Origin of the sequence: Candidatus Palauibacter scopulicola (assembly GCF_947581915.1) — a bacterium.
Lineage (GTDB): Bacteria > Gemmatimonadota > Gemmatimonadetes > Palauibacterales > Palauibacteraceae > Palauibacter > Palauibacter scopulicola.
Genome location: NZ_CANPWG010000039.1, coordinates 25,874 through 41,036 on the forward strand (window position 1 = coordinate 25,874; position 15,163 = coordinate 41,036).

General features: G+C 70.9%; 15 protein-coding genes. All 15 read left to right on the top strand.

Annotated features, from left to right (window positions below):
• Positions 1–82: 82 nt before the first annotated feature.
• Positions 83–382, top strand: coding sequence for a hypothetical protein (locus RN743_RS07540; protein ID WP_310778331.1), 300 nt, complete (start codon positions 83–85; stop codon positions 380–382).
• Positions 383–398: 16 nt separating this feature from the next.
• Complete coding sequence (gene murJ, locus RN743_RS07545) at positions 399–1,961, top strand: murein biosynthesis integral membrane protein MurJ (protein ID WP_310778334.1); 1,563 nt, start codon at positions 399–401, stop codon at positions 1,959–1,961.
• Complete coding sequence (gene uvrC, locus RN743_RS07550; RefSeq protein ID WP_310778336.1) at positions 1,958–3,862, top strand: excinuclease ABC subunit UvrC; 1,905 nt, start codon at positions 1,958–1,960, stop codon at positions 3,860–3,862. Before murJ ends, uvrC begins: the two co-directional genes overlap by 4 nt.
• Positions 3,859–4,050: a hypothetical protein gene (locus tag RN743_RS07555; RefSeq protein WP_310778339.1), complete on the top strand. Its 192-nt coding sequence runs from the start codon at positions 3,859–3,861 to the stop codon at positions 4,048–4,050. The genes uvrC and RN743_RS07555 overlap by 4 nt, the downstream gene beginning before the upstream one ends.
• Positions 4,047–5,507 carry a glutamate--tRNA ligase gene (gene gltX, locus RN743_RS07560; protein WP_310778342.1) on the top strand — a complete coding sequence of 487 codons (1,461 nt, stop codon included), beginning with the start codon at positions 4,047–4,049 and terminating at the stop codon, positions 5,505–5,507. Before RN743_RS07555 ends, gltX begins: the two co-directional genes overlap by 4 nt.
• On the top strand, positions 5,504–6,643 hold the full coding sequence (locus tag RN743_RS07565; protein WP_310778345.1) for a threonine synthase: 1,140 nt from the start codon (positions 5,504–5,506) through the stop codon (positions 6,641–6,643). Before gltX ends, RN743_RS07565 begins: the two co-directional genes overlap by 4 nt.
• Positions 6,644–6,754: 111 nt before the next feature.
• On the top strand, positions 6,755–8,074 hold the full coding sequence (locus RN743_RS07570) for a tetratricopeptide repeat protein (RefSeq protein WP_310778348.1): 1,320 nt from the start codon (positions 6,755–6,757) through the stop codon (positions 8,072–8,074).
• 88 nt (positions 8,075–8,162) lie between these two features.
• A complete protein-coding gene (locus RN743_RS07575) occupies positions 8,163–9,440 on the top strand; it encodes a DUF512 domain-containing protein (RefSeq protein WP_310778351.1) in 1,278 nt (425 codons plus the stop codon).
• A 16-nt stretch (positions 9,441–9,456) separates the two neighbouring features.
• A complete protein-coding gene (gene der, locus RN743_RS07580) occupies positions 9,457–10,782 on the top strand; it encodes a ribosome biogenesis GTPase Der (RefSeq protein ID WP_310778355.1) in 1,326 nt (441 codons plus the stop codon).
• Positions 10,779–11,423 carry a glycerol-3-phosphate 1-O-acyltransferase PlsY gene (gene plsY / locus RN743_RS07585; RefSeq protein ID WP_310778358.1) on the top strand — a complete coding sequence of 215 codons (645 nt, stop codon included), beginning with the start codon at positions 10,779–10,781 and terminating at the stop codon, positions 11,421–11,423. The genes der and plsY overlap by 4 nt, the downstream gene beginning before the upstream one ends.
• Positions 11,420–12,430, top strand: a complete 1,011-nt coding sequence (locus RN743_RS07590; protein WP_310778360.1) for an NAD(P)H-dependent glycerol-3-phosphate dehydrogenase — start codon at positions 11,420–11,422, stop codon at positions 12,428–12,430. Before plsY ends, RN743_RS07590 begins: the two co-directional genes overlap by 4 nt.
• A gap of 17 nt (positions 12,431–12,447) precedes the next feature.
• Positions 12,448–12,810: a MerR family transcriptional regulator gene (locus RN743_RS07595; RefSeq protein ID WP_310778363.1), complete on the top strand. Its 363-nt coding sequence runs from the start codon at positions 12,448–12,450 to the stop codon at positions 12,808–12,810.
• Positions 12,807–13,574, top strand: a complete 768-nt coding sequence (surE, locus tag RN743_RS07600; RefSeq protein WP_310778366.1) for a 5'/3'-nucleotidase SurE — start codon at positions 12,807–12,809, stop codon at positions 13,572–13,574. Before RN743_RS07595 ends, surE begins: the two co-directional genes overlap by 4 nt.
• On the top strand, positions 13,556–14,245 hold the full coding sequence (locus RN743_RS07605; RefSeq protein ID WP_310778369.1) for a protein-L-isoaspartate(D-aspartate) O-methyltransferase: 690 nt from the start codon (positions 13,556–13,558) through the stop codon (positions 14,243–14,245). Before surE ends, RN743_RS07605 begins: the two co-directional genes overlap by 19 nt.
• Positions 14,242–15,153, top strand: coding sequence for a DUF368 domain-containing protein (locus tag RN743_RS07610; protein WP_310778372.1), 912 nt, complete (start codon positions 14,242–14,244; stop codon positions 15,151–15,153). The genes RN743_RS07605 and RN743_RS07610 overlap by 4 nt, the downstream gene beginning before the upstream one ends.
• The last annotated feature ends 10 nt before the right edge of the window (positions 15,154–15,163 follow it).

Below are 15,163 nucleotides of genomic sequence, written 5' to 3' on the forward strand. Positions count from 1 at the left end.
GTCCCGAAGCCGGCGGCAGGTACACCGCGAGCGGACGTTCTTCCACGGAGGGCGCGACAATGAGCGGCACGGGAGATCCGAGATGACCTTCGCCTTCATGGTCGTCCTCGGGCTGATCGTCCTCATCCCGGTGCTCGCCATCGTGATCGACTCTCCCCTCTCCGAAGCCCTGGCGCGCCGGATCGGGAACACCGACTCGGGCACGAACCAGTCCGCGCGGATCGACGCGCTGGAGCAGGAGGTCCAGTACCTGACGCAGGCGGTGGAAGGCATCCGGGAAGAGACCGCCTTCGTGCGCGCGCTCGTGGAAGGTGACGAAGCGCTCCCGGCCCTCCCCGGCCGGGACGCGGGGCAGCCGTCCGGAAACGACGGGGAGCATTGATCTGACCGAGGGGAAGGTGCCGGGGCAGGGCCGCTCCGCGACGCGCGTCGCCGCCGGTATTCTCGCCAGCCGCATCACCGGGTTTCTGCGAGACGTCATCATCGCCGCCACCTTCGGGGTCGGGCCGGTCACTGACGCCTACGCGGCCGCGCTGAAGATCCCGAACGCCTTTCGCAACCTCCTCAGCGAAGGCGCCCTCTCCGCCTCCTTCGTGCCGGTGTTCTCCTCGTTGACGGAGCGGGGCGACACGGTCGCGGCGCGGAGGCTCGCGCAGGGCGTGCTGGGCGGCCTCCTCGTCCTCTCCGCCCTCGTCGTGGCCGCCGCCGTTGCCACCGCGCCCTGGCTCCTGTGGATCCTCGCGCCCGGCTACGACGCGGAGCTGAGCGAGCTCACGACGCGCCTCGTGCGCATCCTCTTCCCGATGTCCGGGGTCATGATCGTCGGTGCGTGGTGTCTCGGCATCCTCACGAGCCACCGCCGCTTCTTCCTCCCCTTCTTCGCGCCCGTCGTCTGGAACCTGTCCCAGATCGCCGGCCTCGTGCTCGGGGCGCGGCTGGGTTGGGCGCCGCTCATCGTCGTGCTCACCTGGTCCACCCTCGTCGGGAGTGTGCTACAGGTCGCGATCCAGCTGCCCGCCGTGTACCGCCTGCTCGGAACGCTCCGGCCGCGGGTCGACCTCCGCTTCGAACCCGTGCGCCGCGTCGCGCGCAACGCGATGCCGGTCGCGGCGGGGCAGGGGATCTTCCAGCTCTCGAGCCTGACCGACGTCTTCGTCGCCAGCCTCCTCGCCGAGGGCGCACTCACGGGCATCTACTTCGCGCAGCGCATCGCGATGGTGCCGATGGCCCTGTTCGGCGCCTCCGTGGCGGTGGCGGCACTGCCGGAGATGTCCCGGGAGAAGGGGGTCGAGGCCCTGCGCTCCCATCTCTCCACCGGTGTGCGCCGGGTTGCCTACTTCATCCTTCCGTCGGTCGCCGTGCTCCTCCTGCTCGGGGACGTCGTAACGTCGCTCATCTACGAACGGGGCGAGTTCCGGGCCGAACACGTTCCGGTCGTGCGGTGGGGTCTGGGCGCCTACGCGCTGGGACTCATCGCGACGGGCCTCACGAAGCTGTTCGCGAGCGCGTTCCACGCCCTCCAGGACACGCGGACGCCGGTGAAGTACGCCATGGCCGGCGTGGGGACCGGCATTCTCATCGGGGCGGCGACCGCGCTGTGGATGGAGGACCGCGGGTTCGGGCTGCGCGCCGCCGCCGGCCTCGTCTTCGGGAGTTCGGTCGGGGCCTGGGTGAACCTCATCCTCCTCGTGCGCGGGCTTGGGCGGCGGGGCGCGGGGGGCTGGTTCCTCCCGGTGCGGCGTTCGCTCGGCCGCATGGCGGCTGGCGCCGGCCTCGCGAGCGCCGCCTTCCTGGCGGTTCGCTTCCTCCTCGGGGTCCGCGTCCCGGACGGATTCTTCGGCGACGCCGCCCTCCTCGCGGTCGCGCTCATCGCGGGCGGGCTCTGCTATGTCGGCTGCGCCGGCCTCCCGACCGGGCTCCGCACCGTCGGGGCGCCCCCACCGGCGCAGGGAAGGGAATGAGCGGCCAGCGGTCGTCGCGCGGGCCGGACCTTGACGCGCTGCGCGAGCAGGCGCGGGGGCTGGGTCACGAGCCGGGCGTGTACCTGTTTCGGGATGCCGCGGGGGAGGTCCTCTACGTCGGAAAGGCGAAATCGCTCCGCTCGCGCGTCGCCTCCTATTTCGGCGCCGAGGCGAGCCGTTCCGTAAAGCTCGTCCGCCTCGTGCGGGAGATCGACAGTATCGAGACCTTCCCGGTGCGCTCGGAAGCCGAAGCCCTCCTCCTCGAATGGAATCTCATCCGCGAGTTCGGGCCGCGGTTCAACATCCAGCTCCGCGACGACAAGAGCTATCCGTACATCAAGATCACGATCGGGGAGCCCTTCCCGCGGATCTTCGTGACGCGCCGGCTGCGGGATGACGGATCGCGGTATCTGGGGCCCTTCACCGACGTCGGGGCGATGCGGCGGGCGCTGCGCACGATCAAGCAGATGTACACCGTGCGATCGTGCCACTACCGGATGCCGGCGGAGCTTCCGCCCCGGCCCTGTCTCGACTATCACATCGGGCGCTGCAAGGCGCCGTGCGCGGGCCTCCAGTCCGAAGCGGACTATCGGATGATGATCGACGAGATCCTCGAGATCCTCGGAGGGCGGACGGGGGCCGTGAGGCGCTCGGTGGAGAGCCGGATGGCGGAGGCCGCCGAAGCGCTGGACTACGAACGGGCGGGGGAGTTGAGGGACGTATTGCGCGGCCTCGACCAGCTCGAGAGCCGGCAAGCGGCGATCGACCCCCGAGGCGGGAGCCACGATGCGATCGGCTTCGCGCGCCAGCCGGCGGGCGGGTCGGTGTGCGGCATCGTGCTGAGGGTGCGGGAGGGAAGGCTCGTCGGTCGGCGGGTCCACTATCTCGCGAACGTCGGCGACGAACCGGACGAAGCCGTGCTCGGGGCCCTCGTGAAGGGGTACTATCTGCGCCAGGCGGACGATGTCCCGTCGGAACTGCTCGTCCCGGACCCGTTCGACGAGCACGATCTCGTGGAGGAGTACCTCTCGGGCGTCGCCGGACACCGCTTCCGCATCCGGGTGCCGGCGCGCGGCCCCGGGCTGGAACTGACCCGGGCCGCGAGCCGGAACGCGGCGCACGTGCTGGAACGGGACCGGGTGGAGCGGGGGGACGAGGCGGGGGCGGGGGTCGAAGCGGCGGGACCCTCGCCCGCCGCGGCGCGGCTGGCGGAGGCGCTCGGGCTGGAGGCCCCGGCGCGGGACATCGTCTGCTTCGACGTGTCGACGCTCGCGGGCCGGGAGTCGGTCGGCAGCTGCGTGTGGCTCCGGGACGGCCGGCCGCACAAGGATGAATACCGCAGGTTCCGAATCCGGGACTCGGAAGAGGGACGGACCGATGACTACGCCATGATGCAGGAGATCGTCTCGCGCTACTTCGACCGGCGCGTCCGGGAGGGACGGGGGCTGCCCGACCTCGTGGTCGTGGACGGGGGGAGGGGACAGCTGTCGGCGGCGCGACAGGCCATGGATGGCGCCGGCGTCTCGGACCTGCCCACCGTGGCCCTCGCGAAGCGCGAAGAAGAGGTGTTCCGGCCCGGAACCCCGACGCCGCTGCGGCTTCCACGCGCGGATCCGGGTCTGCACTGGCTGCAGCGGGCGCGCGATGAGGCCCACCGTTTCGCGCTCCGGTACAACCGGACGCTGCGCCGCCGCCGGGCCCTGCGGTCGAGGCTGAGCGAGATCCCGGGGGTGGGACCGGAGCGCGAGCAGCGTCTGCTGGAGCGGTTCGGCAGTCTCGACCTCATCCGGCGGGCCACGCCCGCGCAGCTCGCGCGGACGCCGGGGATCGGTCCGGCGACCGCCACCTCGATCCTCACCGCGCTCGGCGAGGACGACCCGGCCCGGGGCGCCGCGCCGTGACGCGCGGTGGACGTCCCCCCGCGGGCCTGTGCGCGCGCTGCCGTCACCGCCGCTGGATCCGGAGCGACCGCGGCTCCGCCTTCCTCCTCTGCCGGCTGTCGCGCACGGACGCGCGCTTCCGGCGCTATCCGACGCTGCCGGTGCTGCGTTGCGCCGGCTTCGAGGCGGAAGAGGAAGGACCTCCGTGACGCCTTCGACCGCGGCGAAGGCGCGCGTCCGGACCCGTTTCGCGCCGAGCCCGACCGGTGCCCTCCACCTGGGCAACGCGCGCACCGCGATCCTGAACTGGCTCTTCGCGCGGCGGCACGGCGGCGCCTTCGTGCTCCGCCTCGAGGATACGGACACCGAGCGCGCGGTACCGGGGGGGGAGGAGATGATCTACGAGGCCCTCGACTGGCTCGGCATCGCCCCCGACGAAGGGCCGCGGGAGGGGGGACCGTTCGCGCCGTACCGCCAGTTGGCGCGCGCCGACCGGCACCGGGCCCGCGCGGCGGAGCTGCTGGAATCGGGGAGGGCCTTCCGCTGCTACTGCCGGCCGGACGAACTGGAGGCGCGGCGACAGGCGGCGATCGCCGCGGGGGAACCCACCGGACGCGATGCGCGCTGCCGCAACCTTCCCGCCGGACGGGCGCGCCGGCATGAGGCCGCGGGGCGGGAGGCCGCGATCCGGCTCCGCGTGGAATCCGGACCCATCGAGTTCACCGATCTCCTGAAGGGCACCCTCGCCATCGACGGCGATGACCTGGGGGACCTCGTGCTCGTGCGCAGCGACGGACGGCCCACGTACAACTTCGCGGTCGCCGTGGACGACATCGAGATGGAGATCAGCCACGTGATCCGGGGGGTGGGCCATCTCTCGAACACGCCCAAGCAGGTGCTCCTGTACCGGGCGTTCGGGGTGCGGCCGCCGGAGTTCGTCCACATCCCGACCATCCTCGCCCCCGGGGGCGGGAAGCTCTCCAAGCGGCGCGGGGCGGCCGGGGTCCTCGACTACCGGGAGCGGGGATTCCATCCGGACGCGGTGCTCAACTACCTGTCGCTCCTCTCGTGGTCCTCGGAGGACGGGGAGGAGTTCCTGAGCCGGGAGGTGCTCGTGGAACGGATCGACCTCGACCGGCTGGGGGCGGCCGACGCCGAGGTGGACGAGGAGAAGATGGCTTGGCTTTCCGGGCGACACCTGCGGGCGGAACCGGCCGGACGGCTGGCCGGCGAGTGGGCGGGGCGGCTCGACATGGAAGGGCTGGGGCTGAACGACGCCGATCTCCGCCGCGCGGCGCAGGTGTTCGCCAAGCGCACGCGTCTCCTCTCCGACGTCTCGTCCGAGGTCGAGCCGATCTACCGCGCGCCGGAGACCGGCGGATCCGCCGCGCGGGAGTCGCTCTCCGGCCCCGCGGCAGCGACCGCGATCCGCCTCGCCCGCGCGGCATGGGCGGACACGGCGTGGCGACCCGAACCCCTCGCCACGGCGCTTCGCGGCGCGATGCGCGACGCCGGTCTCGCGGGACGTACCTTTTTTCCGCCCGTCCGGGTCGCCCTGACCGGGCAGCTTCACGGCCCCGACCTCGGCGAGGTCGCCTACGCGCTCGGACGCGAACGCACCCTCGCACGACTCGCGGCAGCGACAGAAAAGGAGCGAAGCGTATGAGCTGGCGCCTCGAATGCGGCCTCTGCGAGCGACCCGTCGCCCGGGGGCTGGCCACCGTGTGCCCGGACCCGGACTGCGGGAAGCCCCTGCTGGCCCGGTACGACCTCGGAGCCCTGGACGGCGAAGCGCTGCGGCGGGCCTGGACCGGGCGACAGGGGGGCATGTGGCGTTTTCGGGAGATTATGCCCGTCGAGCCGAACGAGGATCCGGTAACGCTCGGGGAGGGCGGCACGCCCCTGCTCGAGATCGAGATCGGAGGGGAGTTCGAGGGCCTCAGGCTCATGGTGAAGGACGAGGGCCTCAACCCCACGGGGAGCTTCAAGGACCGCGGGCTGTGCGCCGCCGTCACGCGGGCGGTGCACGAGGGGGCGAGGGACCTCGTCATTCCGAGCGCCGGAAACGCGGGGGCGGCCCTCGCGGCCTACGCGGCGCGCGCCGGCGTGCCCTCTCGCCTCTTCATCCCCGAGGACACGCCGGAGGGCGTCGCTCGGCGCTGCGAGCACTACGGCGCCGATATCGTCCGGGTCGATGGACTCATCGACGAGTGCGGCCGCCTCTCCGCCGAATACGGGGCGGAGACGGGCGCGTTCAACATCTCCACGCTGAAGGAGCCCTACCGGATCGAGGGGAAGAAGACGATGATGCTCGAGATCGTCGAAGCGCTCGGCTGGCGGGCGCCCGACGCCATCGTCTATCCCACGGGCGGCGGCACCGGCCTCATCGGCAGCGCCAAGACGCTGGCGGAACTGCGGGAATTGGGCCTGATCGACGGCGACACGCGCCTCTACGCGGTGCAGGGCACGGGGTGCGCGCCCATCGTGCGCGCGCACGCCGCAGGCGAGGCGTACGCCGAGCCATGGCGGAATGCCTCGACCGAAGCCTGGGGGCTCCGCGTCCCGGGTGCGCTCGGAGACTTCCTGATGCTCGAAGCCATCCGGGAATCGGGCGGAGGCGGCGTCGCCGTTTCCGACGATGCGATGAAGGTCGGGGCCCTCGAGCTCGGCGCCGCCGGCGTGGGGGCCGCGATCGAGGGCGGGGCCACCCTCGCCGGGGCACGCGAACTTCGGCGATCCGGAGAACTGCGCGACGGCGAGACGGTTGTCCTCTTCAACACCGGGAACCTGCTCACGTACTAGCGCGGGCCGTGGGAAACCCCCGCGGGGCTCCGTGCGCTACCGAGGCCTTCCGGCTACCTTGACCGTGGCTGCGACTCAAAACAGAAACAGGGGTTCAGAGCGATGTCGAACATGGTGCGTACTGGCGCGAGAGCGGCGACCGCCGCCACCCTCGCGTCGATCTTCACTTCCGCGGGACTCTTCGGGCAGGAATGCGAGTTCGACGCGAACAGCGCGGCCTCCACGGCTTCCGAGGCGATCCAGAGACTGGCCGAGGCCGCAACGGCCGCGGACAGCCTGGACATCTTCATGGACGCCTGGGAGGCGCTCGGATCGGATCTCGACAGCGACAACCCGGTGGTTCCCCTGCTGGGCGCCCAGATCCAGATCGGTCTCGGAAACTTTCCGGATGCCGTCGCGTTTCTCGACCGCTACGACGCTACCGCGGCGCCCGAGTGCATGATGCACGGCGAGGCACAGCGCTACAACGGCTGGGTCCGGCTCTACAACCAGGGCGTCACGGCCTACGGCGCATCCGACTACGAGACGGCGCTCGACGCCTTCATGCTTGCGAACGATTTCAATCCCGACCTCCGCACGTACAGCAACGCGGCCCTCCTGCAGTCGCAGTTGGGAGACAACGCCGGTGCGATCGAGACGTATCGGGCCGCGCTCGCCGCGGACATTCCCGACGCGGACGCGGAGTCACTGCGCGGCATCGTCCGCGGACTCGGCGATATGCTGGGGGCGGAAGGCAGAGGGGATGAAGCCCTCCAGGCCTACAGCGACTACCTCGCCGGGAATCCGGACGATGTCGTGATCCAGATCCGGTATGCGGGAGTCCTGGCCGATCAGGGGCAGACCGAGGAGTCGGCGGCGATCTATTCCGCGACGCTCGAGCGCACGGACCTGACGTACCAGCAGTGGCTCGAAGTCGGGGTGGGATTCTACAACGCTCAGAACTTCCCGGACGCGGCCACCGCGTTCGGGAAGGCTCGCGAGGGGAACCCCTATAACAAGGAAGCGATGGAGAACTACGTTAACGCTTCCATCCAGTCCGACCGTCCCGGGCCCGTCATCGCGCTCGCGGACACCCTCACGCAGTGGTATCCGTACGACGCGCTCGCTCACCAGCTCCGCTTTCAGTCGCTGGGCCGCGCCGCAATGAACGAGCAGGCGATGGAGGCCATGGGCGAGGAGCAGGCGTTGCCGCTCTCCGTCACGTTCGCGCAGATGGCCGCGGCCGCGAACGGCCGGTACATCGTGCAGCTCGCGTTCACGAACCGCACCGCGTCCGGCACGCTGCAGATGACGTTCGAGTTCGTCGATGCCGGCGGGCAGGTCGTCACGGAACATACGCAGAGCTTCGGGGCCGATTCCGGCAGCTTCACCTTCGAGATCCAGTCCGACGTGCCGCTGGCCGGGTTCCGGTACGGAACGATCGGCGGCTGACCGCTCGGCAGGCCTGCCCTGCCGGGCCGCGGGTCCGGGTGCGGGCCGCTCCCGGGACGTCGGAGCGGCCCGACACCAGCGCCAGATCATGATTCGAATCGCCAGCGTCGAGCCGGGGTCAATCGCCGCAGATCTCGAGTTGCCGGCGGGCCTCGCCGTGCTCGAGATCAACGGCAAGCCCATCCGGGACGGCCTGGACCTTCTCTTCCACCAGGCGGAGCCCGCGCTCCGGGTGCTCGCGGAGCAGCGGACGGGCGAGCGGCTCCTGTTCGAGATCGAGAAACCGGCGGACGAACCCCTCGGCATCGTCCCGGAGCCCGACAAGATTCGCCGCTGCACGAACGCGTGCCCGTTCTGCTTCGTGAAGGGAAACCCGAAATCCGACAAGCTGCGGGCGCCGCTGTATGTGAAGGATGACGACTATCGGCTGTCCTTCCTGCACGGCCACTACATCACGCTGACGAACCTGCGTCCGGATGACTGGGACCGCATCTTCGAACAGCGACTGTCCCCCCTCTATGTGAGCGTCCACTCCACGGACCCCGAGGTCCGCCTGGGGATGCTGAAGAACCCCCGGAGCGCGCATATCGGGCAGGATCTCGACCGGCTGGCCGAGGGCCGCATCGCCGTGCACGCGCAGGTCGTCCTCTGTCCGGAGGTGAACGACGGCGAACACCTGAGACGGACGATCGAAGACCTCTATCGCCGCGGGGACGCAATCCGGTCGCTCTCCATCGTCCCCGTGGGCCTGACCTCGTGGAACGCGGCGTTGGGCGGGCGGACGCTCGAACCGGCGGAATGTGGCGCGGCGCTCGACGCCGTCGACGCGATCCGCGAGCGGGCCCTGGCGGAGCGGGGGCAGGGGTGGTGCTACGCCGCCGACGAGATGTACCTGCAGGCGGGACTCGAACCGCCCGGCGCCGCGTACTTCGACGACCACGAACTCGAGAGCAACGGCGTGGGGGCGATCTCCACGCTGACGGATCGCGTGACCGGACAGTTGGAGGCGCTCCGCCCGCTGGAAGGGCGCCGGGTCGTCGCGGTCACGGGGACCTCGATGGGGCCGACGCTGACCCGCCTCGCGGGCCGCATCGCCCGGCGCACCGGCGCGGAGGTTTCGACGGTCGCGGTCGAGAACACGCTGTACGGGCCGATGGTCACGACGGCCGGCCTCCTGCCGGGCACGGATCACCGGAGCGCACTGCAGGGTGCGGGAGACTTCGACGTGGCCCTCTTCTCGGCGCAGGCGCTGAACGACCGAGACCTCTTCCTCGACGACGTGAGCCTCGCCGAGTTGCAGGCCGGTTTTCCCGGCCGCCGGGTCGAGCCTTCGCACGACCTCGTCGACGTCCTCTCGCGGCTCTAGTGTGGTGTCGACACTGATGGCTCTCCGCACCGTCGCCATCGTGGGCCGCCCCAACGTGGGCAAATCGACCCTCTTCAACCGGATCCTGAGGCGGCGCGTCGCGATCGTGGCCGAGCGGCCCGGCGTGACGCGGGACCGGCAGTTCGCGGAGGCGGAATGGTCCGGGCGGCGCTTCCTCCTCGTCGATACCGGCGGCCTCGTCGTCCGGCCGGATGAACACATCGACCTCGAGGTGCGCCGGCAAGCCGAGACCGCGATCGGCCACGCGGACGTCGTCGTCTTCGTCGTGGACGGCCGCGACGGCGTCCAGCCCGTGGACCGCCACGTCGCGCAGCTCCTGCGCCGCTCGGGCCTGCCCGTGATCGTCGCGGCGAACAAGCTCGACGAGCTCGGCGACGCGATCGGGCACGTCGACTTCTACGAACTCGGCCTCGGGGACCCCACGCCCCTCGCGGCCCTCAGCGGCAAGGGGTCGGGGGATCTCCTCGACCGCGTGGTGGCGGCCCTCCCGGAGTCGGCGGAGACGGAGGAGGACGAAGCCGACATCGGGATCGCGGTCATCGGGCGCCCCAACGTGGGCAAGTCGAGCTTCGTGAACCGGCTTCTCGGAGAGGATCGCGTCATCGTCCACGAGGAGGCGGGGACCACCCGCGACGCGATCGACACGGATCTCGTCCTGGACGGGCGCCGCGTCCGCCTCATCGACACTGCGGGCCTCCGGCGTCGCGCCCGTATCGTGGATGACCTCGAATTCCTCGGACGGCTGCGGGCGGCCTCGGCCATCGACCGGGCCGATGTCTGCCTCCTCCTCGTGGATACCAGGGCGGGCGCGGCGAACCAGGACTTCCGCATCGGACACCAGGCGTGGGACGAGGGGAAAGGCCTCGTATTCGTGGCGAACAAGTGGGACCTGATCGAGGACCGCGGACCCTCGGCGCTGGCCGGCTTCGAACGCGAACTCCGCGAGCGCGCGCACTACCTTCGCTGGGTGCCCATCATCACCTGCTCGGCGTTGACCGGGAAGCGGGTGCGGAAGGCCATCGACCTCGCGTTCGAGGTGCAGGTGGCGCGGGCACGGCGGGTGCCGACGGCGGAGGTGAACGAAGTCCTTCAACGGCTTGTCGCGCGCCGGCAGCCTCCCCAGGGCGGACGGGGGGACGTGCGCCTGCTGTACGGCAGCCAGGTGGCGGCCTCCCCGCCGCAGTTCGTACTCTGGTCCAACCGGCCGCACGACCTCAAGGAGCACTACGTGAGATACCTCGTCGCCGGCTTCCGGGAGGCCTGGGGATTCGAGGGATCTCCCATCCGGATCAAGCTGAAGAAGCGCTCGGGGCGCGAATGACCGCACCCCTCCTGACCCTTGCCGCCTATCTCATCGGGGCCTTCCCCACCAGCTACCTCGTCGGGCGCGCCTACGGGTACGACCTGCGGCGGGAGGGGAGCGGTAACCTCGGGTCGACGAACGCCTACCGGGTCCTCGGGTTCTTCCCGGCCGTGGGCGTGCTCATCGTGGATCTGCTGAAGGGGTTCGTGCCCGTCTGGCTCTTCCCGATGTGGGACGGGCGTGCCGGCGCCTGGGCGCTCGCCTACGGGCTCGCGGCCATTTCCGGCCACGTGTGGCCCGTGTATACGAGATTCAGGGGAGGGAAGGGGGTCGCGACCGCCGCCGGAACGATGGCCGCGCTGGTTCCGGTGGCCGTGATCGTCGCCTTCTTCGTGTGGGTCGTGACGGTGATCCTCACGCGGACGGCTTCCATGGCGTCGCTCGTCTCGGCGGCCCTCGTACCCATCATGGCGCGCGGCTCGGCGGCGCCGCGCTCCGTCGTGTTCTATGCGCTCCTCCTGGCGATCACGGTCTGGTGGACCCACCGCTCGAACCTCGCGCGGATCGTGAGACGCGAGGAATTCCAGGTGGATTGGCGCCGCGGCCGGCTCCCGCGCCGGGAGAGGGTGGCGCGGAAGCCCCCGAAGGACGACGCGTGAGCGCGCAGAGGGTCGCCGTACTCGGGGCGGGCAGCTGGGGCACGGCGCTGGCCGATGTCCTCGTCCGGAACGGCCACGACGTGCGGCTGTGGGCGCGGGACGCCGCTCACGCCGCCGCGATGCGCGCGACCGGGACGAACGAGCGGTATCTGCCCGGGATCGAACTGGGCCGTCCGCTCACCGTGACGTCGGACCTCGCGGAGGCGATGGACGACACCGGTTTCGTGCTCTCCGTGTGCCCATCGCACGCCGTGCGCGAGGTGCTGCGACAAGCCGCGCCCCATCTCGAGGATCAGATCCTGGTCTCGGCCTCCAAGGGGATCGAACTCGGGACGCACCGGAGGATGTCGGAGGTCATCGTGGAGACGCTGGGCGAGGCCGCGGGGAGACGTACGGTCGTCCTCTCGGGACCCAGCTTCGCGGAGGAACTCCTCCGCGGGCTCCCGACGGCGGTGGTCGCCGCAAGCCGTAGCGAAGCTCACGCGCTCGCCGTGCAGAGCCTGTTCCGGAACGGGTACTTTCGCGTGTACACGCAGCCGGATGTGGACGGCGTGGAGCTCGGCGGCGCGCTCAAGAACGTGATCGCGCTCGCGGCCGGGATATCGGACGGACTGGAACTGGGGTCGAACGCGCGCGCGGCGCTCATCAACCGCGGACTGGCGGAGATCGCCCGGCTCGCCCGGCACTTCGGGGCGCGGGAAACGACGCTCGGGGGCCTCGCCGGGCTCGGAGACCTCGTTCTCACCTGCACGGGACGGCTGAGCCGGAATCGCTCCGCCGGACTCGCCATTGGCGCGGGCCGCCGGCCTTCGGAAGTGATCGGTGAGATGGACCAGGTCGTGGAAGGCGCGCGAACGGCGCGCGCGGCATACGAACTGAGCCGGGATCTGGACGTGGAGATGCCGATCACAAGCAGTGTATATTCGATCCTGTACGAAGATGTTGCGCCCCGAGAGGTGCTGGCGCGGCTGATGGCCCGGGAACCGAAACCCGAACGCTGGGGCTAGCAAGGGAAGGGGAAAGCGTGTCCGACCGCATCGCCCCGAAGGAGTACTACTCGATCGGGGAAGTGTGCGAGATCGCGGATCTCAAGCCGCACGTTCTGCGCTATTGGGAAACGCAATTCTCGGCGCTTCGCCCCACGAAGAACCGGGCGGGGAACCGGGTGTACCGCCCGAAGCAGATCCAGCTCGTGCAGCTCCTGCGCCACCTCCTCTACACGGAGCGGTACACGATCGAGGGCGCGAGGCGGAAGCTCGACCAGCTGCGCGCGGGCGGGGAACTCGCGGCGGAGGCGCGCGTGGCCTGGGACCGGGAGACGATCCGCGACCTCCGGAGGGAGGCCGACGAACTGGTCCGGCTTCTAGAGGACGGCGAGGCCGGGTGACCGAAGCGGAAAAACCCGTCCTCCTGTGCACGAACGACGACGGCGTGAAGTCGACCGGACTCGCGTTGCTCGCCCGCGTGGCGGACGCGTTCGGCGACGTGTGGACGGTGGCGCCGGACCGGGAGCAGAGCGCCACGAGCCATGCGCTCTCGCTGTTCCGCCCCCTCCGGCTGACGCGGCTCGGACCGCGACGCTACATGGTGGACGGGACCCCGACCGATTGCGTCCTCCTCGCGCTGAAGGAGATCCTCGATGCACGGCCCCGCTTCGTCCTCTCGGGCGTCAATCACGGCCCCAACATGGGAGAGGACGTGCTCTACTCCGGCACCGTGGCGGCGGCGATGGAGGCGACGATCCTCGGCGTGCCCGCGATCGCCTTCTCGTTCACCGGGAGCGACGACCGCGTCCTCGAGACCTACGAGGCGCTGCTCGGTCGGATCATCGCCGCCTGTCTCGACCGGGAGTCCTTTCCGGATGAGACGTTTTTCAACGTCAACCTTCCGGACCGCCCGGCGGGCCAGGTGAAGGGGATCACGGTGACGGCGCTCGGGCGCCGCGTGTACCACGACTCGCTCCGCCGGATCCACGATGAGGAGGGAACCGAGTACTTCAAGATCGGAGGAGGACATTCGGCCTGGCGCGGCCGCGAGGATTCCGACTTCCGCGCCGTGCGGGCCGGCTTCGTCTCGGTGACGCCGCTCCACCTGGACCTGACGAATTTCGAACTGCTGAACGAGGTGAGGTCGTGGCGGCTGGGAGGCTGACGGAGCGGGACCCCGCGGCGGACTACCGGCGCGACCGCCGTCGCCTCGTGGAACGGCTCCGCGATGGGGGGGTGAGCGACCTGGCCGTCCTGCACGCCTTCGACAGCGTGCCGCGGCACGCGTTCATTCCCGACGTGATGCGCGCCCGCGCCTACGAGGATGTGCCGCTCCCCATCGGCCGGGGGCAGACCATTTCGAGCCCCACAATCCACGCCCTCAGCCTCGAATACGCGGAAATCCGGCCCGGTCACCGCGTCCTGGAAGTGGGGACGGGGGCCGGGTTTCAGACGGCGCTCCTCGCAGCGCTCGGGGCGAGGGTGTACTCCATCGAGCGGATCGCTTCGCTCTACGAGGCCGCGGCGCGCACGCTGGACCGCCTGGGCGTGGACGCGCGTCTCATGCACGGGGACGGTACCCGGGGCTGGCCGCGTCACGCTCCCTTCCGGGCGATCATCGTGGGCGCGGCGGCCGCCGCCCGCCCGCCGGAAGCGCTCTTCAGACAGCTGGCCGATGGAGGCCGCCTGATCGTACCCGTGGGCACGCGACGACAGGAACTGCGGCGCTACACGCGACGCGGAGACGATTACGAGAGGGAGACGATCACCGGCGCCCGCTTCGTCCCCCTCATCGAGGATGGACAGCGGGGCGGGCGGGCCGGGAGGAACCCGTGAGAGCCTGGGCCGGGGTGTACGCGAAGGGCCTCGCCATGGGGCTGGCGGATCTCGTGCCCGGCGTTTCCGGCGGGACGATCGCCTTCATCTCGGGCATCTACGACGAACTCGTCGCCACGATTGCGGGTCTCGACCGCCGCCTGCTCGGAGCGTTCCGGGAGCGGGGGGTGCGCGGCGCCTGGCAGGCGGGCAACCTGGGCTTCCTCGCCGTCCTGCTCGCCGGCATCGGCACGAGCGTGTTCGCCTTCGCCGGATTGCTGCACTGGCTGCTCGCGAACCGGCCCGTGGAGCTGTGGGCCTTCTTCTTCGGCCTCGTGGCGGCGTCGGTCCCGCTCGTCGGCCGGCGGGTCACGGATCGCCGGGCCGGCACCTGGACCCTTGCCGCCGCCGGGGCCGTACTGGCCGCCGTCGTCACGTCGCTGCCTCCGCTCATCCGCTCCGACGCGCCCCTCTTTCTCGCGGCGGCCGCGGCCGTGGCGGCGTGCGCGATGATCCTGCCCGGCATCTCCGGCAGCTTCATCCTGCTCATCCTGGGCGCGTACGCTCCCGTGATCGCGGCCCTCGACAGCCTGGATTCCTCACGGATCGGGGCCGTGGGCCTCGGGGTCGTCGTCGGCCTGCTCGCGTTCAGCCGCGCCCTGCGCCGCCTCCTCGCGCGCCACCGGAATCCCACGCTGGCCGTGCTCACGGGGTTTCTCCTCGGCTCGCTCAACGCGCTGTGGCCGTGGAAGGCGCAGATCCGCGAGCTGTACACGCACAGCGATGGCCGCATCGAGTGGCTGTTGGCGAACCGCTGGCCCGAGGGCGCCGGCGAGATCTGGCCGGCGGCGGCGCTCGCGCTCCTCGGGGCGGCGGCCGTCCTTGCCATCGACCGCATCGCCGGCGAGCGCGGCCCCGACCGCCCGTGATACTGGTAGC